Source organism: Pseudomonas sp. AC136 (assembly GCF_979258585.1).
In genome coordinates this window covers 2424385-2448383 of sequence record NZ_OZ409865.1, presented here as the reverse complement: position 1 = coordinate 2448383, position 23999 = coordinate 2424385, and the positions used below count along the sequence as shown (strand labels likewise).

The 23999-nt window shown below is 62.4% G+C and carries 23 protein-coding genes; 11 read left to right on the top strand and 12 right to left on the bottom strand.

The annotated features are described in order from the left end of the window. Positions 1–21: 21 nt before the first annotated feature. Positions 22–201, bottom strand: coding sequence for a hypothetical protein (locus tag ACZZZU_RS11130; protein WP_122449729.1), 180 nt, complete (start codon positions 199–201; stop codon positions 22–24). 199 nt (positions 202–400) lie between these two features. Then, positions 401–1414 (bottom strand): zinc-binding alcohol dehydrogenase family protein, encoded by a 1014-nt coding sequence (locus tag ACZZZU_RS11125; protein ID WP_463383872.1) that lies wholly within the window; start codon positions 1412–1414, stop codon positions 401–403. A 130-nt stretch (positions 1415–1544) separates the two neighbouring features. Here ACZZZU_RS11125 and ACZZZU_RS11120 point away from each other — a divergent pair, with 130 nt between their 5' ends. From ACZZZU_RS11120 to ACZZZU_RS11105, 4 genes are all read left to right on the top strand, one after another. Next, positions 1545–2453 (top strand): LysR family transcriptional regulator, encoded by a 909-nt coding sequence (locus tag ACZZZU_RS11120; RefSeq protein WP_463550615.1) that lies wholly within the window; start codon positions 1545–1547, stop codon positions 2451–2453. 85 nt (positions 2454–2538) lie between these two features. Next, entirely contained in the window at positions 2539–2919 is a 381-nt protein-coding gene (locus ACZZZU_RS11115) for a DUF2946 domain-containing protein (RefSeq protein ID WP_122493389.1), read from the top strand. 48 nt (positions 2920–2967) lie between these two features. Beyond that, positions 2968–3462, top strand: a complete 495-nt coding sequence (locus ACZZZU_RS11110; protein WP_463550614.1) for a copper chaperone PCu(A)C — start codon at positions 2968–2970, stop codon at positions 3460–3462. Positions 3463–3480: 18 nt separating this feature from the next. Continuing rightward, a complete protein-coding gene (locus ACZZZU_RS11105) occupies positions 3481–4866 on the top strand; it encodes a PepSY-associated TM helix domain-containing protein (protein WP_463550613.1) in 1386 nt (461 codons plus the stop codon). Positions 4867–5004: 138 nt separating this feature from the next. On the opposite strand, the gene ACZZZU_RS11100 is transcribed toward ACZZZU_RS11105, so the two are convergent. Further along, positions 5005–5958 carry an adenosine deaminase gene (locus tag ACZZZU_RS11100; protein WP_463550612.1) on the bottom strand — a complete coding sequence of 318 codons (954 nt, stop codon included), beginning with the start codon at positions 5956–5958 and terminating at the stop codon, positions 5005–5007. A gap of 135 nt (positions 5959–6093) precedes the next feature. On the opposite strand from ACZZZU_RS11100, the gene ACZZZU_RS11095 reads away from it, so the two are divergent. Then, positions 6094–7176, top strand: coding sequence for a calcium:cation antiporter (locus ACZZZU_RS11095; protein WP_463550611.1), 1083 nt, complete (start codon positions 6094–6096; stop codon positions 7174–7176). Positions 7177–7299: 123 nt separating this feature from the next. Here the strand turns inward: ACZZZU_RS11095 and ACZZZU_RS11090 are convergent, their stop codons facing one another. From ACZZZU_RS11090 to ACZZZU_RS11075, 4 genes are all read right to left on the bottom strand, one after another. After that, on the bottom strand, positions 7300–7986 hold the full coding sequence (locus ACZZZU_RS11090; protein WP_463550610.1) for an SDR family oxidoreductase: 687 nt from the start codon (positions 7984–7986) through the stop codon (positions 7300–7302). A 144-nt stretch (positions 7987–8130) separates the two neighbouring features. Then, on the bottom strand, positions 8131–9099 hold the full coding sequence (locus tag ACZZZU_RS11085) for a 2-oxoglutarate and iron-dependent oxygenase domain-containing protein (protein WP_463550609.1): 969 nt from the start codon (positions 9097–9099) through the stop codon (positions 8131–8133). Between the two features lie 135 nt (positions 9100–9234). Beyond that, a complete protein-coding gene (locus ACZZZU_RS11080; RefSeq protein WP_463540138.1) occupies positions 9235–10317 on the bottom strand; it encodes a BMP family ABC transporter substrate-binding protein in 1083 nt (360 codons plus the stop codon). Between the two features lie 197 nt (positions 10318–10514). After that, the gene (locus ACZZZU_RS11075) at positions 10515–11870 is read right to left on the bottom strand and encodes an 8-oxoguanine deaminase (protein ID WP_463550608.1); all 1356 of its coding nucleotides are present in this window, start codon (positions 11868–11870) and stop codon (positions 10515–10517) included. A 239-nt stretch (positions 11871–12109) separates the two neighbouring features. Here ACZZZU_RS11075 and ACZZZU_RS11070 point away from each other — a divergent pair, with 239 nt between their 5' ends. Then, positions 12110–12559 (top strand): REP-associated tyrosine transposase, encoded by a 450-nt coding sequence (locus ACZZZU_RS11070; RefSeq protein ID WP_463550607.1) that lies wholly within the window; start codon positions 12110–12112, stop codon positions 12557–12559. 320 nt (positions 12560–12879) lie between these two features. On the opposite strand, the gene ACZZZU_RS11065 is transcribed toward ACZZZU_RS11070, so the two are convergent. From ACZZZU_RS11065 to ACZZZU_RS11045, 5 genes are all read right to left on the bottom strand, one after another. After that, the gene (locus ACZZZU_RS11065; RefSeq protein WP_463550606.1) at positions 12880–13806 is read right to left on the bottom strand and encodes an ABC transporter permease; all 927 of its coding nucleotides are present in this window, start codon (positions 13804–13806) and stop codon (positions 12880–12882) included. A 145-nt stretch (positions 13807–13951) separates the two neighbouring features. Then, positions 13952–15049: an ABC transporter permease gene (locus ACZZZU_RS11060; protein ID WP_463550605.1), complete on the bottom strand. Its 1098-nt coding sequence runs from the start codon at positions 15047–15049 to the stop codon at positions 13952–13954. A gap of 12 nt (positions 15050–15061) precedes the next feature. Then, a complete protein-coding gene (locus tag ACZZZU_RS11055; protein ID WP_463550604.1) occupies positions 15062–16642 on the bottom strand; it encodes an ABC transporter ATP-binding protein in 1581 nt (526 codons plus the stop codon). Between the two features lie 158 nt (positions 16643–16800). Next, positions 16801–17400 carry an IMPACT family protein gene (locus ACZZZU_RS11050; protein ID WP_463550603.1) on the bottom strand — a complete coding sequence of 200 codons (600 nt, stop codon included), beginning with the start codon at positions 17398–17400 and terminating at the stop codon, positions 16801–16803. Further along, positions 17400–18065 (bottom strand): TetR/AcrR family transcriptional regulator, encoded by a 666-nt coding sequence (locus ACZZZU_RS11045; protein WP_122493193.1) that lies wholly within the window; start codon positions 18063–18065, stop codon positions 17400–17402. The genes ACZZZU_RS11050 and ACZZZU_RS11045 overlap by 1 nt, the downstream gene beginning before the upstream one ends. A 395-nt stretch (positions 18066–18460) precedes the next feature. Between ACZZZU_RS11045 and ACZZZU_RS11040 the strand changes: the two genes are divergently transcribed. The 5 genes from ACZZZU_RS11040 to ACZZZU_RS11020 all read left to right on the top strand — a co-directional run bounded on the left by ACZZZU_RS11040 (position 18461) and on the right by ACZZZU_RS11020 (position 23971). Further along, positions 18461–19642: an ABC transporter substrate-binding protein gene (locus ACZZZU_RS11040; protein WP_463550602.1), complete on the top strand. Its 1182-nt coding sequence runs from the start codon at positions 18461–18463 to the stop codon at positions 19640–19642. 60 nt (positions 19643–19702) lie between these two features. Then, positions 19703–20752, top strand: a complete 1050-nt coding sequence (locus ACZZZU_RS11035; protein WP_463550601.1) for an aromatic ring-hydroxylating dioxygenase subunit alpha — start codon at positions 19703–19705, stop codon at positions 20750–20752. Then, a complete protein-coding gene (locus tag ACZZZU_RS11030) occupies positions 20749–21555 on the top strand; it encodes an ABC transporter ATP-binding protein (RefSeq protein ID WP_463550600.1) in 807 nt (268 codons plus the stop codon). The genes ACZZZU_RS11035 and ACZZZU_RS11030 overlap by 4 nt, the downstream gene beginning before the upstream one ends. Before the next feature lie 158 nt (positions 21556–21713). Next, positions 21714–22511: an ABC transporter permease gene (locus tag ACZZZU_RS11025; protein WP_122493188.1), complete on the top strand. Its 798-nt coding sequence runs from the start codon at positions 21714–21716 to the stop codon at positions 22509–22511. A gap of 23 nt (positions 22512–22534) precedes the next feature. Next, positions 22535–23971 carry an amidohydrolase family protein gene (locus ACZZZU_RS11020; RefSeq protein WP_463550599.1) on the top strand — a complete coding sequence of 479 codons (1437 nt, stop codon included), beginning with the start codon at positions 22535–22537 and terminating at the stop codon, positions 23969–23971. The last annotated feature ends 28 nt before the right edge of the window (positions 23972–23999 follow it).

The window sequence follows — 23999 nt, the reverse complement described above, 5'->3', positions numbered from 1 at the left end:
CGTCGGGCATAAAAAAACGCGCTATCCGGCGGCGCGTTGTTCGACTTGCGGGAGTTGGTGCGGGGCTTTCAGCCGGGCTTCCAGGGTGGTGACGAACTCGCGGGCTTGCGCCTCGCTGCGGAAACTCACGGCATGTTGATCCATGCGAACTTGCCAAAGCGGGCCTTGCGGCGTGGAGAGCGTACGAACCAGAATTTTCATGCCTGCCTCCTGCGGTTGGTATGTCGAGGAAGTTGCAGTCTAGTCAGCGTTCGTGAATTTTCTTTGACTGCCGTCATTCGAGCGACACGCGGTCGTGTGGTTAAAAGCATCGCGGCTGAAGCCGCTCCCACAGTTGATAGAAAAACCTGTAGGAGCTGCAGGGCGTCACTCCGATCAGCCGCAATCGCCGTCACGGCAGTCAGAAGCTCTCAAGCACAATCTTGCCCTTGGCCTTGCCGCTTTCCAGCAGCGCATGAGCGCGGCGCAGGTTGGCGGCGTTGATGCTGCCGAAGTGGTCGCCGACGGTGGTTTTCAACGTGCCGGCGTCGATCAGCTCGGCCACCTGATTGAGCAAGCGATGCTGCTCGATCATGTCGGCGGTCTCGAACATCGAGCGGGTGTACATAAATTCCCAATGCAGCGACAGGCTCTTGCGCTTGAGCTTGGTCACGTCGAGGCTTTTCGGGTCGTCGATCAGGCCCAGCTTGCCCTGCGGTTCCAGCGCTTCGACGAGCTGATCGAAGTGGTCATCGGTGTTGGTCAGGCTGGCGACGTAGGTCACCTGGCCGACGCCGATGCGTTTGAGTTCTTCGGCCAGCGGCTTGCTGTGGTCGATGACGTGGTGGGCGCCCAGCTCGCGCACCCAGTCCTGGGTTTCACTGCGCGAGGCGGTGCCGATCACGGTGAGGTCGGTGAGCTGACGAGCCAGTTGCACCAGAATAGAACCCACCCCGCCAGCGGCGCCTACCACCAGCAGGCTGTGTTTTTTGCCGCTGCTGCCTTGTGGCACCTGCAGGCGTTCGAACAGCAGTTCCCAGGCGGTGATCGCGGTCAGCGGCAGGGCGGCACTTTGGGTGAAGCTGAGATTTTTCGGCATATGGCCGACGATGCGTTCGTCCACCACGTGCAGCTCGCTGTTGGCGCCAGCGCGGGTCAGGGCGCCGGCGTAGAACACCTTGTCGCCGACCTTGAACAGGCTCACTTCGCTGCCTACCGCCTTCACCACGCCGGCTACGTCCCAGCCCAGAACCTTCGCGTCGCCATTTTCCGGCGCCACGTTTTTACGAATCTTGGTATCAACCGGGTTTACCGAAATCGCCCGCACTTCCACCAGCAAATCACGCGGCAGCGGGGTTGGGGCGGGGAGTTCGATGTCTTGCAGCGCGGCTTCGTCGTCGATGGGCAGCGAGTGGTAATAGGCAATGGCTTTCATATGAAGACTCCGAAAAGTGGATGGGCGATGGATGGCGTGCAGGTTGTGATATTTCGCGAGTGGGAAAAAGAGCGTAAAAGCGAACTCTCTTTCAATTCTCTATTGATAATTGCCTGCCGCGAGAACCGCCATGTTGCGCCTGGATGATCTGCAAATTGTTGTGCGTACCGCTGACTTGGGCAGCCTGTCAGCGGCGGCGCGTGATCTGGATGTGTCGCCAGCCGTGGCCAGCGCAGCGCTCAAGCGGCTCGAGCAGCAGCTCGAAGTACGCTTGTTCGCCCGCTCCACGCGCAGTTTGCGCGTGACGCCTGAAGGCGAGCAGTTTTTGGGCTATGCCCGTGCCGCTTTGCAAAGCCTAGACGAAGCCCAGCAGCAATTGGCGGGCAGGAAGGTAGACATTAGTGGGGTGCTACAAATTTCCGCGCCGTCGGATTTCGGCCGCAATGTGCTGCTGCCCTGGCTCGACGAGTTCCAGGCCGAGCACCCGTTATTGCACGTGCGCCTGCTGCTCGGCGACCGCAACGCAGACCTCTATCGCCAGCCGGTGGATATCGCCATTCGCTACGGCGCGCCGGAAGATTCCAGTCTGGTGGCGCTGCCGTTGGCACCCAACAACCGCCGCGTGTTATGTGCCTCGCCGGCCTACCTGAACAAACACGGCGAACCGCTGCGGGTCGACCAACTGGCGCAGCACAATTGCCTGCTGTACATGCTCGGCGGCCGCCTGCACGAGCGCTGGCGGTTTATCGATGGCAAGCGTGAACTCAGCGTGACGGTGGGCGGTAATCAGGTCAGTGACGATGCCGACGTGGTGCGCCGCTGGGGCGTGGCCGGGCGCGGCGTTATGTACAAATCCTGGCTGGACGTTGCCGCCGACGTGAAGGCCGGGCGCCTAAAGGTGTTGTTGCCGGAACTGCGTGGCGAGCCGGCGGCTCTTAACCTAATCTGCACCCATCGCGCCCAACTGAGTAAAACGGTGTACTTGCTGCGTGAGTTCATTCAACTGCGTTGTAGCCAACTGCTCGAAGCCAAGCCGTAGTGCCGCCCAACGAAACGGCATGTGCGGCAAATGGCTCGTGCGCCGGGGCTTGTCATCGCGCCGCGCGCTGGTAGAGTCGCGCGCCATGATCGCCTCCCCCTCCCATCGCTCGCTCGTTGCCTGGCTGCTGTATTTCAGCGTGCTGTTCAACGTGCTCGCCTGCGGCATTGGCCACGGGCAGATGATGGGCTTGAGCTTGAATGGTCTGGGCGGCGCCTTCTGCTCCGCCGACAACGGCGCCGGCCCGACGCTGGATTCGGGCAGCGGCTCGATCAACGACGACAGCGCCACCCCGTCGTTTAACTGTCCCCTCTGCGGCGCCATCAGCCTCGGCTTGGCGCTGCTGTTCTGCCTGAGCTGGCTGCTGCGCCCGCGCCGCGACCGTCTCCCGGCCTGGGAGCCGCGCAGCAAAGCGCCGCCCCGTTACTTGTGGCCCTCGGCCAACCCCCGCGCTTCCCCGATCTGAACACGCTGTTCTGCTGCTAACCCCGTGTTCATTTTTTGGAGAAGTGTGATGACCCTGTTCAAGTCCTTGTTTCTGAGCGCGCTGCTGAGCGTGTCGTTTGCTGCCGTGGCCCACGAGTACGAAGTGGGCGAGCTGCATATCGATCATCCGTGGTCGCGCGAAATGCCGCCGGGCGCCCCCACGGCGGCGGCCTATTTCATCGTGCACAACAAAGGCGCCAGCGCTGACCGGTTGGTCTCGGTGGCAACCCCGGCGGCCGGCAAAGCCGAGATGCACGAGCACATCGACCAGAACGGCCTGATGAAAATGCAGCAGGTGCAGTTCGTCACCGTGCCGGCTGGCGGCGAAGCGACCTTCGCGCCCATGGCCTACCACGTGATGCTGTTCAACCTGAAACAACCGCTCAAAGACGGCGAGCGCTTTCCCCTGACCCTGACGTTTGAAAAAGCGGGCGAGGTGACCGTGCAGGTGGCCGTGCAAAAAGATGCACCGCCTGCGCAGCACGATATGTCCAAGCACGACATGTCTGAGCACAGCAACTAACACGCCGGGGGAAAGTGTATGAGCAAGGCGCCTGTCTCGTTCTACAACCAGGCCTGGCGATGGCATTTCTACGCCGGGCTTTTTGTCATTCCTTTTATGGTGATGCTGTCGCTGACCGGCATCATTTATCTGTTCAAACCGCAGCTCGATAACCTGATGTACGCCGACCTGCTGGAAGTCAATCCGATTGGCCAACGCCTGAGCGCCGAAGCGCAACTGGCGCGGGTGCAAGCGGAGTATCCCCAAGCCGCCGTGAGCCAATATCTGCCGCCGGTGGACGAGCGCCACAGCGCGCAGTTCGTGGTGACCGAGGCGGGGCGCAAGCTCAATCTGTTTGTCGACCCGTACAGCGGCACGGTGCTCGGCAGCCAGGACGCGCAGAACAACCTGCAAGCCATCGCCCGCGCGCTGCATGGCGAGCTGATGATCGGCACGGTCGGCGACCGGCTGGTGGAATTGGCCGCCGGGTGGGGCGTGGTGCTGGTGGTGTCGGGCCTGTACCTGTGGTGGCCGCGTGGTCGCTGGGGCGCGGGCGTGTTGTGGCCGCGCATGGCGGCGCGGGGGCGTTTGTTCTGGCGCGACGTGCACGCGGTGACCGGCTTTTGGGGTTCGCTGCTGTTGCTGTTTATGCTGCTCACCGGCATGACCTGGACCGGCTTCTGGGGCAAAAGCTTTGCGGACGTGTGGAACCAGTTTCCGGCCGCCATGTGGAACGACGTGCCTAAATCCGGCGCCGAAGCCCGCAGCCTCAATACCCGCGATTCGCAGACCGTGCCCTGGGCCGTTGAGAACACGCCGCTGCCCGCTTCCAAGCCGCCGGCTGTTGATCCCCATGCGGCGCACAACGGCCACCACATGGCCGACATGGCGCCCGCCGCCGGCGGCCAGATTCCGTTACAACAGGTGGTCGATATCGCCCAGGCCAACAACGTGACGCCGGGCTACAGCATCACCCTGCCGCAGGGGGCAGAGGGCGTTTACACCATCGCGGTCTTCGCCGACGACCCGCGCAACGACGCCACGCTGCACGTCGACCAATACAGCGGCCAGGTGCTCGCCGACGTGCGCTGGCAGCACTACAACCTGGTGGCCAAGAGCGTGGAAACCGGGGTGATGCTGCACGAAGGCAAACTGTTCGGCCTGGCCAACCAGCTGATTATGTTGGCCGTGTGCCTGCTGATTTTGCTCAGCTCGGTGAGTGGTCTGGTGATCTGGTGGAAGCGTCGGCCGCAAGGCCAACTCGGTGTACCGCCGCTGCGCCATGACTTGCCGCTGTGGAAAACGGCGGTGGTGATCATCATCGCGTTGGGCGTGGCGTTTCCGCTGGTGGGCATGTCGCTGGTGGTGATTGGGGTGTTGGATTGGTTGGTGGTTTCGCGGGTGAGACGGATGGAGACGGCGTAGGCCGCCTGCCCTCACCCCCAGCCCCTCTCCCGCGCGCGGGCGAGGGGAGCCGATCGGCGCAGCGCTTTGGCTTTTCGTCCCCTCTCCCTGAGGGAGAGGGCTAGGGTGAGGGGGAGACGCCACCGCCAATCTAAAGGCTCAACCCTTAACCAACCGCGCATCCAAACTATTCTGCGCCAACCGCTGCGCCTGCTCCTGGGTCATGCCCAAGTGCTCGTGCAGCGCCATGAAGTTTTCAGTCACGTAGCCGCCGAAATACGCCGGATCGTCCGAATTCACCGTCACTTTCACGCCCTGTTCGAGCATGTCGAGGATGTTGTGCTGGCCCATGTGGTCGAACACGCAGAGCTTGGTGTTGGACAGCGGGCACACGGTCAGCGGAATTTGCTCGTCGATGATTCGCTGCATCAAACGCGGGTCTTCGCTGGCGCGTACGCCGTGGTCGATGCGGCTGATTTTCAGCAGATCCAGCGCTTCCCAAATGTACTCGGGCGGGCCTTCTTCGCCGGCGTGCGCCACGGTGAGGAAACCTTCGCTGCGCGCTCGGTCGAACACGCGCTGGAATTTGCTCGGCGGGTGGCCCATTTCCGAACTGTCGAGGCCGACGGCGAAAAACGCGTCGCGAAACGGCAACGCCTGGTCGAGGGTTTGCTGCGCGGCGTCTTCGGGCAGGTGCCGGAGAAAGCTCAAGATCAAGCCGCTGTTCACGCCCAGTTGCTCGCGGCCATCTTTGAGCGCAGTGGCGATGCCATTGAGCGCCACTTCGAAGGGAATGCCACGATCGGTATGGGTTTGCGGGTCGTAAAAGGGTTCGGTGTGCACCACGTTCTGCGCTTTGCAGCGTTGCAGGTAGGCCCAGGTCAGGTCGTAAAAATCCTGCTCGGTACGCAGCACGTCGGCGCCTTGGTAGTAGAGGTCGAGAAACTCTTGCAGGTTGTTGAAGGCGTAAGCGCTGCGCAGCGCTTCGACGTCGTTCCAGGGCAGGGCAATCTTGTTGCGCTCAGCCAATGTGAACAGCAACTCCGGCTCCAGCGAGCCTTCCAGGTGCAGGTGCAATTCGGCTTTGGGCAGGGCGTTGAGCCAGTCGTACATGGTGGGCACCTTGTCAGTTGGAAATGCCGGCTAGTTTAGCTGACCGTGAAGACAGAATCCCGCACGCGATTCTCTCTGAACGGATGCGCACGTAGACTGCCGAAACATTTTGTTGCCACGGAGCGCCGACATCCCATGCTTGCCCACCTCAAGAACGAAAAGATGCTGCTGATCGCCATCCTGGCGGTGGCGATTGCCTATCCGCTGGAGCATGTGCTGCTGCATTCGGGGCAAGCCGTCGCGCTGGTCAGCGCATTGGTGCTGGTGGCGGCAATCATCTGCGCCTCGATGCGCGTGGCGCACCACGCCGAGCTGCTGGCGCACCGGGTGGGCGACCCCTACGGCACCATGATCCTCACCTCGGCCGCCGTGCTGGTGGAAGTGGTGGTGCTGGGCATCATGATGAGCAACGAAGCGTCACCAACCCTGGTGCGCGACACCATTTATTCGGCAGTGATGCTCGACATCAACGGCATCCTCGGCCTTGCCGCGTTGATGGGCGGCCTCAAGCACGGCGAGCAGCCGTACAACGACGACTCCGCGCGCAGCTACAGCGTGATGATCCTCACCGCCATGGGCATTTCCATGATCGTGCCGGAGTTCGTTCCGGACAACTCGTGGAAAGCCTATTCGGCGTTCACCATCGTCATGATGGTCATGCTCTACGGCTTGTTCCTGCGCATGCAGGTCGGCCCGCACAGTTACTTCTTCAGCTACAGCTACCCGGAAAAACGCCGCGCCAACGCCCAGGAAGAAGAGCGCGAGAGCAAGTCGTTGTCGATTGGTTTGCTGATCGTCGGCGTGGTGGTGATCGGTGCCTTGGCGGAGGTGATGTCCAAAGCCCTCGACCTCGGCCTGGAGGGCACCGGCGCGCCTCCCGTGTTAGCGGCGCTGTTGGTGGCCGGCATTTCCGCCGCCCCGGAAATTCTCACCGCCTTGCGCGCGGCCATGGCCAACCGCATGCAATCGGTGGTGAACATCGCACTCGGTGCTTCGCTGTCGACGGTGATTCTCACCGTGCCGGTGATGGAAGGCATCGCGCTGTACACCGGTCAGCCGTTCATCATGGCCATGACGCCGGTGCAAACCATGATGGTGTTTATCACCTTGGTGGTGGCGGCCATCAACCTCAACGACGGCGAGACCAACGCCATTGAAGGCATGACCCACTTTGCGTTGTTTGCGACGTTTTTGATGCTGACGTTTATCGGCCTGTAAACCGCGCCCTCACCCCCAGCCCCTCTCCCGTGCCGGGCGAGGGGAGACAAACGCCGTGCGCCCCTCTAGCGCGATTTGACCCCCTCTCCCGTTTACGGGAGAGGGTTGGGGTGAGGGCGGCTCTTACCAAGCAATCGCTTCGCCCTGGTAATCAATAAACCGATGCCCACCCACGCCGGCTTGTTTGTTGATTTGCGCCACCATCCCTTTGCAACTGGTCTCGATATCCAGTGTTGCGCCTTCGCCGCCCATGTCGGTTTTCACCCAGCCTGGATGCATCGACAACACGGTCAGCCCGTCAACTGGCAGCTCACACACGAAACTGTTGGTCATCGAATTCAGCGCCGCCTTGCTGGCCTTGTACAGCGCCATATTGTTGCCCTCGGGAATGGCCACGCTGCCCAGCACCGAACTCATAAAAGCGAGCACGCCGTCGGGCGTGTTGATCTGCGCCACCAGCCGTTGCGCCAGGCGGATCGGGGCGATGGCGTTGGTCATAAACAGCTGGCCGATTTCCTCGACGGTGGCCTGTTCAACAGACTGATGAGACGGGCCGGAAACGCCGGCATTGATAAACACCAGATCAAACGTCTGCCCAGTCACGCGCTGCTGAAACGCGCTGACTTGCGCGCCGTCGTTCATCTCCAGTTGCTCGACCTTTACCCCGGCCAGCGCCTGCAATGCATCGACGCCATTCTGGCTGCGAACGGTGGCCGTCACCTGCCAGCCATCGGCGTGCAGCTGGCGCACCAAGCCCAGCCCGAGGCCGCGCGAGGCGCCGATGATCAGTGCGGATTTTGTCTGTGCCATGGTCGGCTCCTGTTGAAAGGGTAGGGAGCACAGCATAGCCGGGGGACGGAGGGGCGGCTGAAAAGCTCGAGGCTAAAGCCTCTCCTACAGGTAACTTTTAGCTCCTGTGGGAGCGGCTTTAGCCGCGAGTTTTTTGCTGCACCGCTACAGCGCTTCCTGCTCGCGGATGTACGCGTACGTATCGGCAAACCGTGACATCAAATACGCCACGCTGGTCACCGGCGGGTACTTCGGCGGGTGGCTGTCGTCCGAGCAGCCCGGTAGGCAACTGATCACGGTGTCCGGGTGCGGCTCGGCAAAGAACGGCATGGAATAGCGATCCACGCCCAGCGGGCTGATTACCCGATGTGGCGTCGACTTGTACCAGTCGTTGCTCCAGCGCGCCATCATGTCGCCAAGGTTGACCACAAAGGTGCCGGCAATCGGCGGCGCGTCAATCCATTCGCCCTTGACGTTTTGCACCTGCAAGCCGCCAGCGTCGTCCTGGTACAGCAAGGTGATACAGCCGTAATCGGTGTGCGCGCCGGCGCCCTGTTGCTCGGCGCTGCTGGCGGTGTGGCGCGGCGGGTAGTGGATCATGCGCAGCACGCTGATGGGCTCGTTAAAGCGCACATCGAAAAAGTCGCGGTCGATATCCAGCGCAATGGTCATGGCCCGCAACAGTGTTTTCGCCAGCGCTTGCATGTCGACGTAATGCTGTTCCATCAACGCTGCCCAACCGGGTTGGTCCGGGTGGCGATTCGGCCCGCGCAGCGGCTTGCCGGCCAGCACTTCCGGGTGGTCGGCGGGCATATGAAAGCCCATGTCGAAGGTTTCTTTCAGGTCGCTCGGCTTGGTCGGGTCGAGCTGTTCGGTGGCGATACCGCCGTAGCCGCGATGGTGCTCGCTCTGGGTGATGTCGATGCGCAGCTTGTCGGCTTCGCTGCTGGCGAAAAACGTCTTCGCCGCGTTGAGCAAATCGTCGATGCGTTGCGCGCTGATCGGGTGGCCCTTGATATAGAAAAAGCCCCACTCGCGGCAGGCGGCGTCGATCTGTTTGGCAACGCTCAGCCAGCCGGCGTCGTCGTGTTGGTACAGCGGGGCAATGTCGATAATGGGAAGGGAATTGGGCATGTCGGCTCCAAGCTGCTCAGGTCTTCTCGTACCCGTAGCGAAGAGGCGGTTCTGCTGAGCCATTCAGCAGGGACGGCACGGATAGCAACTGCAAAAAGGGCACCCCGCGAGGTGCCCCGGTTTAACGCGGCACCTTTACTTCGGCAATTCGGCTTTGACGTTCTCGACGTAGTAATTCATCGAGGCCAGTTCCGCTTCGGTGGCGACCACGCCAGCCGGAATTTTCACCGCACCGGTTTGGTCCTTGATCGGGCCAGTGAACGGGTGGAAGGCGCCGGACTTGATGTCGGCAATAATTTTTTCCGCCTCGGTTTTTACATCAGCCGGCACGATGTCGCTGATCGGCAACTCCACGGTGCCGTCCGCCAGCCCGCCCCAGAAATCTTGCGATTTCCACGTGCCGTCGAGCACTGCTTGGGTCGACTTGATGTAGTGCGGACCCCAGTTGTTGACGATGGATGTCAGCACCGCTTTCGGCCCGAAGTGCGCCATGTCGGAGGCGTAGCCCACCGAGTACACACCGCGACGTTCGGCGGTCTGGATTGGCGCCGGGCTGTCGGTGTGCTGGAACACCACGTCGACGCCCTGATCGATCAGCGCGTTGGCGGCGTCGGATTCTTTGCCCGGATCGAACCAGGAGTTCACCCACACCACTTTCATTTCGGTGCCGGGGTTGTACTTGTCCAGCGCCAGTTGGATGGCGTTGATGTCGCGGATCACTTCCGGAATCGGGAACGAGGCGACGTAGCCGACCTTCTTGGTCTTGGTCATTTTCGCCGCGAGGTAGCCGCCCACATAACGGCCTTCATAGGTGCGCGCCAGGTAAGTGCCGAGGTTTTTGTCCTGCTTGTAGCCGGTGGCGTGCTCAAAGGTGACGCCGGGGAATTGCTTGGCCACTTTCAGCGTTGGGTTCATGTAGCCGAACGAGGTGGTGAAAATCAGCTTGTAGCCGCCCTTGGCCATATTGCGGATCACGCGTTCGGCGTCGGCGCCTTCGGGCACGTTTTCGACAAAGCTGGTATCGACCTTGTCGCCGAGCGCTTCGGCCATCGCCTTGCGGCCTTGCTCGTGCTGATAAGTCCAGCCGTGATCGCCCACCGGGCCTATGTAAACAAACCCCACCTTCAGCGGTTCAGCGGCCGAAGCGCCCAACGTGGCGCTGAAACCGAGTGCGGCGATCAGGGTCCGCAGCAGGGGCTTTTTAAATGTGTTCTGCATAGCGAATGGAGCTCCAGTGGTGTGTGTCGTTGTTTTTTGAATGGCTGGCGAGAGCAATTGCAAAAAATTGACCAACTGGACAAATAACCGCTGCCGCCGCGTAGAAACGGGGCGCCAGCGGTTACCGGCATGCAGCGAGAGAACGCTGTTGGTGCGTGGCGCCGCGTGGGCGCTGTGATGTGGTGCAGAGGCCGGGTTTAACCGGCGATCAACGCTTTTGCCGCCTGGCGGTGGTCGGCGATCAGCTGGGCAACATCCAACCCTTCAATCTGCCCGTCCACCACACGCCATTCGCCGCCGATCATCATGCGGTCGGCTCGATCTGCGCCGCACAACAGCAACGCGGAAACCGGGTCGTGGCTGCCCGAGAAGCGCAGCTCGTCCTGCTTGAAAAACGCCAGGTCCGCCTGTTTACCCACCGCCAGCTCGCCAATATCCGTGCGGCCCAGCAATTTCGCCGAGCCTTTGCTCGCCCAACCCAACGCCAGCTCCGGGGTGATTTTCTCAGCGCCGTAACGCAGGCGTTGGATGTACAGCGCCTGCCGCGCTTCGAGAATCATGTTCGAGCCATCGTTCGAAGCCGAGCCGTCCACACCAATACCGATGGGCGCGCCGGCCGCTTCCAGGTCCACCGTCGGGCAAATGCCCGAGGCCAGGCGCATGTTCGAACTTGGACAATGGCAGATACCGGTGCCGGCCGCGCCGAGGCGGGCGATTTCGTCCGGGTTGAAGTGAATGCCATGGGCGAGCCAGGTGCGGGAACTGAGCCAGCCGACGCTGTCGAGATAATCCACAGTGCGCAGGCCGAACCGTTGCAGGCAGAAGTCTTCTTCATCCAGCGTTTCGGCCAGGTGCGTGTGCAAGCGCACGTCCAGCCGCTCAGCCAGTTCGGCGCTCTGGCGCATGATGTCCTGGGTGACCGAAAACGGTGAGCACGGCGCGAGGGCAATCTGAATTTGCGCGCCATCGCCGCGCTCGTGGTACTGCTCGATCAGGCGTTGGCTGTCGGCCAGAATCACCTCGCCTTGCTGCACCGTTTGCTGCGGCGGCAAGCCACCATCGGCCTCGCCCAGGCTCATGGAACCGCGCGTAAGCATGGCGCGCATGCCCAGCTCGCGCACCACATCAACCTGCACATCAATGGCGTTTTCCAGGCCGCCGGGGAACAGGTAATGGTGATCGGCCGCCGTGCTGCAACCGGACAACAGCAACTCGGCCAGCGCCACCTTGGTCGCCAGCGCCAGCTTTTCCGGCGTCAACCGCGCCCACACCGGGTACAAGGTTTTCAGCCACGGAAACAGCGGCTGATTAACCACCGGGCCCCAGGCACGGGTGAGGGTTTGATAGAAGTGGTGATGGGTGTTGATCAGGCCCGGCAGCAACACATGCTCGCGGGCATCGAAGGTGGAATCACACGGGCGGGAAGGAGATTGGCCAGCGCCGAGCACTTCAGCGATAACCCCGTTTTCCACCACCAGACCGCCAGCGGCGTCGAGTGAATTAGCAGTGAAAACGGCGAGGGGATTTTTGATCCAGAGACGGGTAGCTGCCATGTGAGCAGGCTCCTTGAGGTTGATTTCAGGTAGCCAGCTCAGTGTTGCCCTGTCTGCTGATCCAGGTAGCCGTAAGGCGTGGGGGCGACAATACCTAACTGGGTGGTCAGGATCAACTGCCGACGCCTGACGGTTACCATCGTTGTTAACACCGAAGCTGCAAGCAACCGAGATCCTGTAGGAGAGGCTTCAGCCTCGATAGCGATCGCAAATTCACCCCCTCACCAAAAGGCAACGGAATGCCTAAATCCTCACACCTTAGAACCGGCAGATACTCCGAAGAGGGCCGGATTTACTTCATTACCGCTGCCGTGCGGGGCCGCAAGCCGGTGTTCACCGACTTCCACCTCGGGCGCCTCTTGGTGGCCGAATTGCGCAGCGCACATGAAGACGGTCTGGCTGAATCTCTGGCGTGGGTCATCATGCCCGACCATTTCCATTGGCTGGTATCGCTAAGCCGAGGCTCTTTGGCGACGTTGATTCAGCGTGTGAAAGGTCGGAGCGCGCTGCGGATAAATAAGAAATCGGGAGGCGTTGGTTCGTTTTGGCAGAACGGATATCACGAGCACGCGTTGCGATTTGACGACGATCTTCCCGCATTCGCTCGTTACGTGGTTGCGAACCCGTTGCGCGCTGGTCTAGTCGAACGCATCGGTGACTACCCGCTGTGGGACGCGGTTTGGCTTTAGATCCAATCGCGGCTAAAGCCGTTCCCACAGAAATTCCGCGGTCCTGTGGGAGCGGCTTTAGCCGCGATGCGGTTTGGTGAAGCGCATCGGTGACTACCCGCTGTGGGACGCGGTTTGGCTGTAGATCCAATCGCGGCTAAAGCCGCTCCCACAGAAATTCCGCGGTCCTGTGGGAGCGGCTTTAGCCGCGATGCGGTTTGGTGAAGCGCATCGGTGACTACCCGCTGTGGGACGCGGTTTGGCTTTAGATCCAATCGCGGCTAAAGCCGCTCCCACAGAAATTCCGCGGTCCTGTGGGAGCGGCTTTAGCCGCGATGCTTTTAATGCCCCGGCTGCCACGGTTTGCCCAGCGACACCGGCGCAAACAACCGGGTTTTGATGGCGTCTCGCGAGAGCAGGACCAGCACCACAATCGTGGCGACGTACGGCAGCATCGCCAGCAGGTTGGAGGGCACGGACAAACCAATGCCCTGCGCGACCAAATGCAGAATGCTGGCCAGGCCAAAGAGGTAGGCGCCAAGCAATACGCGGAATACGCGCCAGCTGGCGAATACCACCAGCGCCAGGGCGATCCAGCCGCGGCCGGCGGTCATGTTTTCGGCCCACATTGGCGTGTAGGCGAGGGACAGGTAGCCGCCCGCCAACCCGGCCATGGCGCCGCCGAACATCACAGCCAACGTGCGCACGCGTAGCACCGGCAAACCCATGGCGCTGGCGGCGTCGGGGTTCTCGCCGACGGCCTGGATGATTAAACCGATGCGGCTTTTCAGCAGCACCCACGCCACCGCCGCGAACAGGGCGAAGGACAGGTAAATCAAGGCGTCCTGGGCGAAGAGCATGCGGCCGATCAAGGGGATGTCGCTGAGCAGCGGAATGACCAGCGGCTCGAAGCCGGCCAATGGCTTGCCGACCCAAGCGGCGCCGATGAAGGAGGAGAGGCCGACGCCAAAGATGGTCAGCGCCAGGCCGGTGGCGACCTGATTGGCGTTAAAGCCCAGGGCCACCGTGGCGAACAGCATCGACAACAACATGCCCGCCGCCATCGCCAGCAACACGCCGAGCCACAGGCTGCCAGTGCTGAAGGCGACGATAAAACCGATCACCGCGCCGAACAGCATCATGCCTTCCTGGCCAAGGTTGAGAACGCCGCTTTTCTCGCAGATGAGTTCGCCCAGCGCCACCAGCAGCAACGGTGTGCCGGTGCGGGCCATGGCGAAAAGGATGTTGCTTAATAGGTCGAGATCCATCGGGTGTTGCTCCGGGAATTATGTAATGGCGAACGGCTTGCCCTCTCCCCCAGCCCCTCTCCCGCAAGCGGGCGAGGGGAGCACAATCGCGTGCGGTCTGGCTCCCTCTCCCCTCGTGGGAGAGGGTTGGGGTGAGGGGGGACCTTTAGGCCGCCGCCTCGTTAACCGCCAACCGCCGCTTCCAAACCGCCTTCAGCCGCGGCCGATACAAAATCAACACATCACACGCCAGCAGGAAAAACAGCATCATTCCCTGGAACAACTGGGTGATCGCCTGAGGCAAGTTCAGGCTCAACTGCGCGCTCTCGCCACCGAGGTAGAGCAAGGCCATCAGCAGGCTGGCGAAGACGATGCCGAGCGGATTCAAGCGCCCGAGAAACGCCACGGTGATCGCGGCGTAGCCATAGCCCGGCGACACTTGCGGCACCAGTTGGCCAATCGGCCCAGCCACTTCGCTGACGCCGGCCAAGCCGGCCAGCGCGCCGCTGACCAGCAGCGCAAACCAGACCAGGCGCTTCTCGCGAAAACCGACAAAGCCGGCCGCGCGACGGTCCAGCCCAAGCACTTTGATCTGAAAGCCCAGAAAGCTTTTTTGCAGCAGTACCCACACCGCGACCAGTGCCAGCAAGGCGAAGTAGATGCCGGCGTGCAGACGGCCGTCTTCGCTCATCAGCGGCAGGCGCGCCATGTCGCCGAACATGGCCGACTGGGGAAAGTTGTAGCCCTCGGGGTCTTTCAGCGGGCCGTGCACGAAGTACAGCAGCAGGTTCAGGGCGATGTAGTTGAGCATGATGCTGGTGAGGATTTCGTTGGCGTTGAACTGCGTGCGCAACCACGCCGTAAGCCCGCCCCACGCAGCGCCGGCGAAGGTGCCGGCGAGCAGCACCCAGGCCAATGCCCAGCGGCTTTCCCAGTCGATGATATGCACCGCCACCGCGCTGCCGGCCAGGGCGCCGAGCAGCAGTTGGCCTTCGGCGCCGATGTTCCAGATGCGCGCTTGGTACGCCACTGCAAGGCCCAACGCACACAGCAGAATCGGCAGCGCCTTGACCAGTAATTCCGACACGCCGTACCAGTCGCTTACCGGTGCGATCAACAGGGTGTGCAGGGTTTTAACCGGGCTCAGCCCCAACAGTAAAAACAGCAACGAGCCGCAGATCAGCGTCAGCACGGCGGCCAGCAGTGGCGATAGCCAGAGCATGGCGCGCGATTGCTGGCCGCGCGGTTCTAGGGATAACAACATGCAGGTGCTCCGTCAGCTCAAGGTGGCAGCGCTGGCGGCGCTGGTGTCGGTGGAAAAATGCGGCGCCTGGGGCGCGAATTGGCCGGCCATCCAGCGCCCGACATCAGCAGGCGTGGTGCCGGCGGTGGCGGCCAGTGGCGACAGCGTGCCGCTGGAGAGCGCGCCGATGCGGTCGCTGATCTGGAACAGTTCGTCGAGGTCTTCGCTGATCACCAGAATCGCCGCGCCGGCATCGCGCAGGGCAATCAAGGCGCGGTGAATGGCAGCCGCTGCGCCGACGTCCACGCCCCAGGTCGGGTGCGCGGCCACCAGCAGTTTTGGCTGCTGCATGATTTCCCGGCCGAGGATGAATTTCTGCAAATTGCCGCCCGACAGGCTGCGCGCGGCGGCTTCGGCGTCCGGCGTTTTTACCGCGAAGCGCTGAATGATCGCCTCGGCAAAGGCCAGCACCTTGGCGCGCTGAATCAGCCCCTTGCTCACGAGCCCTTGTTGAAAAGCGCTGAGCAAAGCGTTGTCGCTCAGGGACATATCCGGCACCGCGCCATGGCCCAGGCGCTCGGCCGGCACAAAGGCCAGCCCGCGCTGGCGGCGCGCGTCGGGGTAAAGGTTGGCGATGGGCTGGTCGTCGAGGCTGATGCGTTCGCGCTCGCCGCGTGCCAGCCGCACTTCACCGCTGAGCAGGGCGAGCAGTTCGTCCTGGCCATTGCCGGCCACGCCCGCAATGCCGACGATTTCACCGCTGCGCACTTCCAGGCGCAGGTTGCTCAACGACGTGCCGAAGGGATCAATGTTGTGCCAGGTGACGTCATCCACGCGCAGCCGCACGCGCCCACCGCTGACTTTCGGGTACTCGCTTTCCAGCCCCTCGGCGTCGCCGACCATCAGCCGCGCCAGCTCCAGGTCCGAGCATTCAGCCGGCACGCAATGCCCCGACACTCGGCCGCCGCGCAGCACCGTGGCGCTCTGGCACAAGGCGCGCACTTCGCCGAGTTTGTGGCTGATAAACAGAATGCTGCAGCCCTCGGCGGCCAGGCGGCGCAGGGTGGCGAAGAGCTCGTCGGCTTCCTGCGGCGTGAGCACGGAGGTGGGCTCGTCGAGAATCAACAGCTTGATGTCTTGCATAAGGCAGCGAACGATCTCCACGCGCTGGCGCTCGCCAATGGACAAACTGTGCACCAACCGCTGCGGCTCCAGCGCCATGCCATAGCGCTGCGACACTTCGCGAATGCGCGGTTCCAACTGCTTCGGCGTGCCGGCCTCGCTGCCCATGGCCAGGGCAATGTTCTCGGCCACGGTGAGGGTTTCGAACAGCGAGAAATGCTGGAACACCATGCCGATGCCCAGGCCGCGCGCCATCGCCGGGTCGCGCATGGCCAGGGCTTGACCGTGCCAGACGATGCTGCCGCTGTCGGGCTGGGTGACGCCGTAGATGATCTTCATCAACGTGCTTTTGCCCGCACCGTTTTCGCCCAGCAGCGCATGGATATGCCCCGGCTCGATGCTCAGATCAATGCGGTCGTTGGCCAGGCAGCCGGGGTAGCGCTTGGTAATGCCGCGCAGTTGCAAGCGGTGCGTTGGGGGGGAACTGGACATGGTGGCTGACTCGGGAAAATACGACTGAGTCAGGGGTAAGCAAAAACTTGGCCAGTGGGTCAGAAAGTTGGGGTGGTGGTGTTAAAAAGTTGACCGTGGTGGGCCCATCGCGGCTAAAGCCGCTCCCACAGGTTGGCACAAAAACTGTGGGAGCGGCTTTAGCCGCGATGCTCTTCCAGACGCCGTAAAACAACCCGCCCCCGACTGATGTCGCCAATTACCCGCTGTAGCTCAGCGAACCGCGCCTCGGGAATAGCCAGCTGCAGCGTGGCCCCCTCACCGTCATACACCTCGCTCTCCAACAGCGCCTCCAACTCCCCCAGCCGCGCTTTCAGAATGGGCAGTTCGGCAAACTGGCAGTGGCAGGCGCAGCTCACTCGGCTGACCAGCTCCACTCGCTCGCCGCCTTGCAGGCACTTGCTCGCGCCGCCGCCGTAGGCGCGGGCCAGGCCGCCGGTGCCGAGCTGGATGCCGCCGTACCAGCGAATCACCAGCACCACCACGTTGTCGCAGTCTTGTCCTTCGATGGCGGCCAGAATCGGCCGGCCGGCGGTGCCGCCCGGTTCGCCGTCGTCGCTGAAGCGGTATTGCTGGCCGACTTTCCAGGCCCAGCAGTTGTGGGTGGCGGAGAGGTCGCTGTGGTGTTCGATAAACGCCTGCGCCTCGGCCGCGCTGGTGACTGGCGCAGCCAAGGTGTGGAAACGGCTTTTTTTGATTTCCTCGCGGTACTCGCAAGGCTGGACCAGGCTGAACGGCATCAGGCGCTTGGCGGCGTCAGCCCGCAGCCTTTGAGGATGATGTGAATCAGGGTATCGGTGGCCACGGCGAAGTCTTCCTTGGCGAGCTTTTTACGCCCGGTGAGGCGGCACACTTGCTGGTTGAAGTCGGCGTAATGCTGGGTGCTGCTCCACAGCAGAATGATCAAGTGCACCGGGTCGACCGGGTCGATTTTGCCCGCTGCAATCCAGGCTTCGAACACCGCCGCGCGGCCGCGAAACCAGGTCAGGTAATCCTGGTTGAAGTACTCCGACAGGCACTCGCCGCCGCCAATCACTTCCATGGCGAAAATTTTCGAGGCCAGCGGTTGGCGCCGGGAGAATTCCATTTTGGCGCGAATGTAAGCAGCCATCGCCTGCGCCGGATCGTCTTCGGCGGTGAGGTTGTTAAACGTGCTGTCCCACAGTTCGAGAATGTTGCTCAGCACCGCCAGATACAGCCCCAGCTTGTTGCTGAAGTAGTAATGCAGGTTGGCTTTGGGCAGGCCTACAGTCTGCGCGATGGTGTTCATGCTGGTGCCTTTGAACCCGTGGCGAGCGAATTCTTCCTCGGCGGCGAGCAGAATCGCTTCTTCGTTTTTCTGGCGAATACGCCCGGCCGGTTTGCCGGTGTTTTTGGCGGTGTGCGCGGGGACTTCGAAGTTCATAAGTACAACCGAACCGTTGAGGATGGGGAGCCTGTGCACTGATAACCCAGGCGGCTGCACACTGACAAGCGGGCGTCGCAGAAAAAGCCGTGTATGTCGCCTTCAGTGCAGGGCGTGCACCGTCGTTGTGCGCAACCGCCGCTGCCGTGCGCAGTTTTGTGGCCGCGCGGTTCGGTGCTGCTGCCGCTCGGTTCTGTCCGTATGGTCAACAAAGGCTGCTGGCATCGGCGTTTCCACAACTTGGCACAGCCTCTGCAAAGACCTCCCCGAGTAGAAGCGGTTAGCGTCGAGGCAGTTCATTCGACGTAGGACATTGCTCTTGCGGCCACCCCGGCCGCACACCCGGTTGCGGGTGCTTGATCCTGGCGATTGCCCGGACGAGAGAGAGGTCAGCCATGAACCGTTTTTGCCAGTTCCTCATGCCGTCGCCCGCCACAGGTTTGTGCCTGTCGGCCTCTCGTTGCCGTGCCTTTTTCAGCTCCAGCATTGCCTCCGGTTTCCCTCGCAGCCTGGCGCGTTTTGCGCTGGGTGCGGCTTTCTCTGTGCCCTCCGTAAAAGAGACCATCACCATGAAGCACTTCGCCTTGAAAGCATGCGTCGCCCTGGGTTCCACCGCTTCTCTGCTGCTCAGCCTGGGCGTGCAGGCCAACGACAAAATCGTGTTGCTCACCTCCTGGTACGCGCAGGCCGAGCAGGGCGGTTTTTACCAGGCCAAGGCCAAAGGCATTTATGCCGAGAACGGCCTGGACGTGGAAATTCGCATGGGCGGTCCGCAGGTGAACGGCATGCAATTGCTGCTCAACAAACAGGCCGACGTGATCATCAACTACGACCTGCAAGTGCTCGCCAGCGTGCAGCAGGGCTTGCCCGTGGTGGCCATCGGCGCGCCGTTCCAGGGTGATCCGCAGGGCATGCTGACCCACGCCGATGTCACCAGCCTGGACGGCCTGAAAGACAAGAAAATTCTCGTCTCCACCTCGGGGCAAACCACCTGGTGGCCGTGGCTGAAAGGCAAGTACGGTTTCAGCGACGCCCAGGCGCGCCCGTACACCTTCAACCTGCAACCGTTCTTCGCCGACCCCAACACTGCGCAGCAGGGTTACCCGACTTCGGAATTGTTCCAGGCGCAGAAAGCCGGCGAGAAGGCCAACTTCTTTCTGTTCGCCGACGCCGGTTACCCGCCCTATGGCTCGACGCTGGTCACCCGCCAGGACGTGATCGCCAGCCGCCCTGAAGTGCTTCAGCGTTTCGTCAAAGCCAGCATGCAGGGCTGGAAAAGCTACCTGGCCGAACCCGCTGCCGCCAACGAGTTGATCAAGCACGACAACCCGAGCATGAACGACGAATTGCTCGCCTGGGGCGTGGCCAAGCTCAAGGAATACCGCCTGGTAGAAGGCGGCGATGCGCAGACCCAGGGCATCGGCACCATGACCGACGCGCGCTGGCAGGCGACCCGCGACTTCATGGTGAAAGCCAACCTGCTCAGCGCCGACGCCGATTGGAAAAAAGCCTACGACACCCGTTTCGTCCGCGACCTGAAGGTGCTGCCGGCCGCCGCCGACGTGGCGGCGCAGTAATTCATTTTTCCAGCCCTGCCGCAGAGCGCGGGCGTTAAAAGCTGTGATGAGGAAAATGCCATGCTTGTGACTCAACAACCCGTACTGCGCCGCTTCTGGTATGCACTCATGCCCGTGAGCCTGCTCGCCGACGGCCCGAAACCCTTCACACTGCTCAACGAACGCTTGGTGCTGTTTATGGGCAAAAAAGCCGATGGCGAAATGGGCCCGATTGCCCTGGCCGACCGCTGCTGCCATCGCACCGCGCAGTTGTCCAAAGGCTGGGTCGATGACGGCGTGATCGTGTGCGGCTACCACGGCTGGCGCTACGACGGCAGCGGCGCTTGCGTGTGCATTCCGCAGAAAGCCGACAACGCGCCGATACCCGCTGGCGCGCGCACTGATGCGTTTCACTGCCACGAAAAATACGGCTACGTGTGGGTGTGCCTGGGCGAGCCGCTGCAGCCGATTCCGCACTTCGACGAAGAAGGCCAGCCGCAATACCGGCGCATCTTCCAGTTCTACGAAGAATGGCAAACCAGCCCGCTGCGGTTTATGGAGAACTCGTTCGATAACTCGCACTTCAGCTTTGTGCACAAGGCCAACTTCGGCATGCTCAGCCAGCCCAAACCGTCGAAGTATTTGCTCGAGCAAAACGAGTGGGGCTTCGAGGCCGAAACCATCGTGCCGATCAACAATCCACCGGCCGGGCACCGCGTCACCGGCACCGACGCACCGACCACCACGCGTCACCTGTTCAACCGCTGGCACCTGCCGTTCGTGCGGCGTTTCGGCTGCACCTACCCCGACAGCGGCCTGCACCACATCATTTACAACTGCGCCACGCCCATCGACGACAAGCGTATTCAGCTGGTGCAGTGGCTGTACCGCAACGACAGCGAAGAGGCGTGCAGCACCGAGGAACTGATTGCCTGGGACGCGCCGATCACCCTTGAAGACAAAGAGATTCTCGAAGCCACCGACTACGACGCCTGCGTCGATACCCGTCGGCGCGTGGAGTTTCATATGGAGTCCGATAAGCCGGGCCTGATCATGCGCAAGATGCTCTTCGACCTGCTGCAAGCGCACGGCGAAGAAGAGCAATTCCGCCCCGCGGGCATGCCGCTATGAACGCCGCCTTCAACCTGCCCGTGAGCGAAGAGCCACCGGTGCTGCTGGCCAATCAGGTGGAGAAAACCTACGGCAACGGCACCCACGCGTTACAGAAAATGAAGCTGGAAATCGGCCGGGGCGAATTCGTGTCCTTGCTGGGCCCGTCTGGCTGCGGCAAGAGCACGCTGCTGAAAATGTTCGCCGGGCTGGAACAACCGTCGGCGGGTCATGTGCGCTGGTGGGGCAAAGGCGAAGTGGGCACCGACAGCGCCCAGCAAAAACTGGCGATGGTGTTTCAGGAAGCCACCTTGATGCCGTGGGCGAAGGTGGCCGACAACGTGCGCTTGCCGCTCGATTTGGCGCGCATTCCCCGCGCCAGCAGCGAGCCGAGGGTGCAAGCCGCGCTGGAGCTGGTGGGCCTGGGTAAATTCGGCGGCGTGTACCCGCGCGAGCTGTCGGGCGGCATGCAGATGCGCGCCTCGATTGCCCGCGCCTTGGCGACCGAGCCCAACTTGCTGCTGATGGACGAACCCTTCGGCGCGCTCGACGAATTCACCCGCAACCGCCTGGACAGCGACCTGCGCCAACTCTGGTCGCGCCGCGACCTGACCGTGGTGTTCGTCACCCACAGCATTTACGAAGCGGTGTTTTTGTCCTCGCGCGTGGTGGTCATGGGCGCGCGGCCGGGGCGGGTGATCGCCGATGTAAAAATTGACGGCCCGGCGGAACGTGACGAGGCGTTTCGCATGTCGGCAGGGTTTATCGAACAGTGCGCGCGGTTGTCGGCGTTGTTGGTGGAAGCGAATGGGGAGGGGCGTTGAATATGCGTCGCCTGCTGCCCTCACCCCTAGCCCCTCTCCCGCGCGCGGGAGAGGGGAATCTAACCGCGATCCCGCTTGCCTCCCCCTCGCCCGTTTACGGGAGAGGGGCTGGGGGTGAGGGCGCTTTTGATTTCAGTCCTACCGACAGGACCCACGCCATGAAAACCAAACCCTGGCTATCTAACCCCTCCGTGCAAAACATCCTCGCCCCGCTCCTGGTCGGCGCCGTACTGCTCGGCCTCTGGCAGCTGTTGTGCGTGGCGCTAAAAGTGCCGGTCTACTTGGTGCCCAGCCCCGCCGACATCGGCCGCACGCTGATCACCGACGGCCCAATGCTGCTCGGTGCGTTATGGATGACGCTGAAAATCACCTTCCTCTCGTTCGCCCTCGCCGTGGTGCTGGGCGTGCTGGCGGCGTTCCTGTTTGTACAGAGCCGCATCATCGAGGCCAGTCTGTTTCCTTACGCGATTCTGTTGCAGGTCACGCCAGTGGTGGCCATCGCGCCGCTGATCATTATCTGGTGCAGCAACGCCACGCTGGCGCTGGTGATTTGCGCCACGCTGGTGGCGATCTTTCCGGTGATTTCCAACACCGTGCTGGGGCTGCGCAGTGTTAACCCGGGGCTGCTCAATCTGTTTCGCCTGAACCGCGCGAGCCGCTGGCAGACGCTGGTGCGCCTGCGCATTCCCAGCGCCTTGCCGTATTTTTTCGGAGGACTGCGTATTGCCAGCGGTTTGGCGTTGATTGGTGCGGTGGTGGCGGAGTTTGTGGCTGGCACCGGGGGCACCAGCGCCGGGCTGGCGTATCAGATTTTGCAGGCCGGCTTTCAACTGAACATTCCGCGCCTGTTTGCGGCGCTTGTGCTGATCGCCCTGACGGGCGTGCTGCTGTTTAGCCTGATGGCAGCCTTGGCGCGTTATAGCCTTGGGCATTGGCATGAAAGCGAGCAGGGCTAATCAATGATTTCGGAGCACCTCGCATGACCCCCACCACCTCCTGGCTTATCCGCAATGCCAGCGCCATGCTCACCGGCAAACGCGGCGCCGAGTCGCGCCATGCCGGGCCGGACATGCGCATTGTCGAAGGCCGCATCGCGGCTATCGGCCACCTTGAACCGCAGCCGGGCGAAGCGCAGATCGATGCCCGTGATTGCGTGATTTATCCGGCCTGGATCAACACCCATCACCACCTGTTTCAGTCGCTGCTCAAGGGCGAGCCCGAGGGTTTGAATCAATCGCTCACGCCCTGGTTGGCGGCGACGCCGTACCGGTTTCGCGGCGCGTTTGACGAGCACAGTTTTCGCCTGGCCGCGCGCATTGGTTTGCTCGAGTTGCTGCGCTCAGGCTGCGCCACCGTGGCCGATCACCATTACCTGTATTACCCCGGCATGCCGTTCGATAGCGCGGCGATTCTGTTCGAGGAAGCCGACGCTCTGGGCCTGCGTTTTGTTCTTTGTCGCGGTGGCGCCACGCAGACGCGGCAGCTGGAAGCCGACCTGCCGCAAGCCATGCGCCCGGAAAAGCTCGATGACTACCTGGCCGACGTTGAACGCCTGACCGCCCTGTACCACGACCCTGCTGGCGTTGCCTTCCGGCGCATCGTCATGGCGCCGACCACCACCTTGCATTCCACCACGCCGGCCGAATTACGCGAGACCGCCACGGTGGCGCGCAAGCTGGGCCTGCGCATGCACAGTCACCTATCCGAAACCGTGGATTACCTCGACGCTGCCCGCGCCAAATTCGGCATGACGCCGGTGCAGTTTTGCGCCGAGCACGACTGGCTCGGCTCCGACGTTTGGTTCGCCCACTTGGTGAAATTGCTGCCAGAAGAAATCCAACTGCTCGGCCAGACCGGCACCGGCATCGCCCATTGCCCGCAAAGCAACGGCCGCTTGGGCAGCGGCATTGCAGACTTGCCGGCACTGGAAGCGGCGGGCGTGCCGGTGTCCATCGGCGTGGATGGCGCCGCCTCGAATGAAGCAGCCGACATGCTCTCGGAAACCCATGCCGCCTGGCTGCTACAGCGGGCGCGCAAGGGCGAGCTGGCGCAGCCGAAGTATGCAGGTGGCCAATTCGAAGGCGGCGCTGACGCGGCCAGCATTGACGACGTGGTGCGCTGGGGCACGGCCGGTGGCGCGCAGGTGTTAGGGCTGAGTGATCTCGGCACGCTGGAAGTGGGCAAGGCGGCGGACATTGCGATTTACCGGCTCGATGACCCGCGCTACTTCGGTTTGCACGACATGGCCATTGGCCCGGTCGCCAGCGGCGGTCGCGCCAGCTTGCGGGCGCTGCTGGTGGGCGGTCGGCGTGTGGTGGCCGATGATCAGGTACCGGGGTTGGATGTGATGGAGTTGGGGCGGCAGGCGCAGGTGGCGGTGCTGGAGTTGCAGCGTCGGGCTGGGGTGCGGCGGTGATTAGGCCAGTTCAAAATGGTGGGTGCAG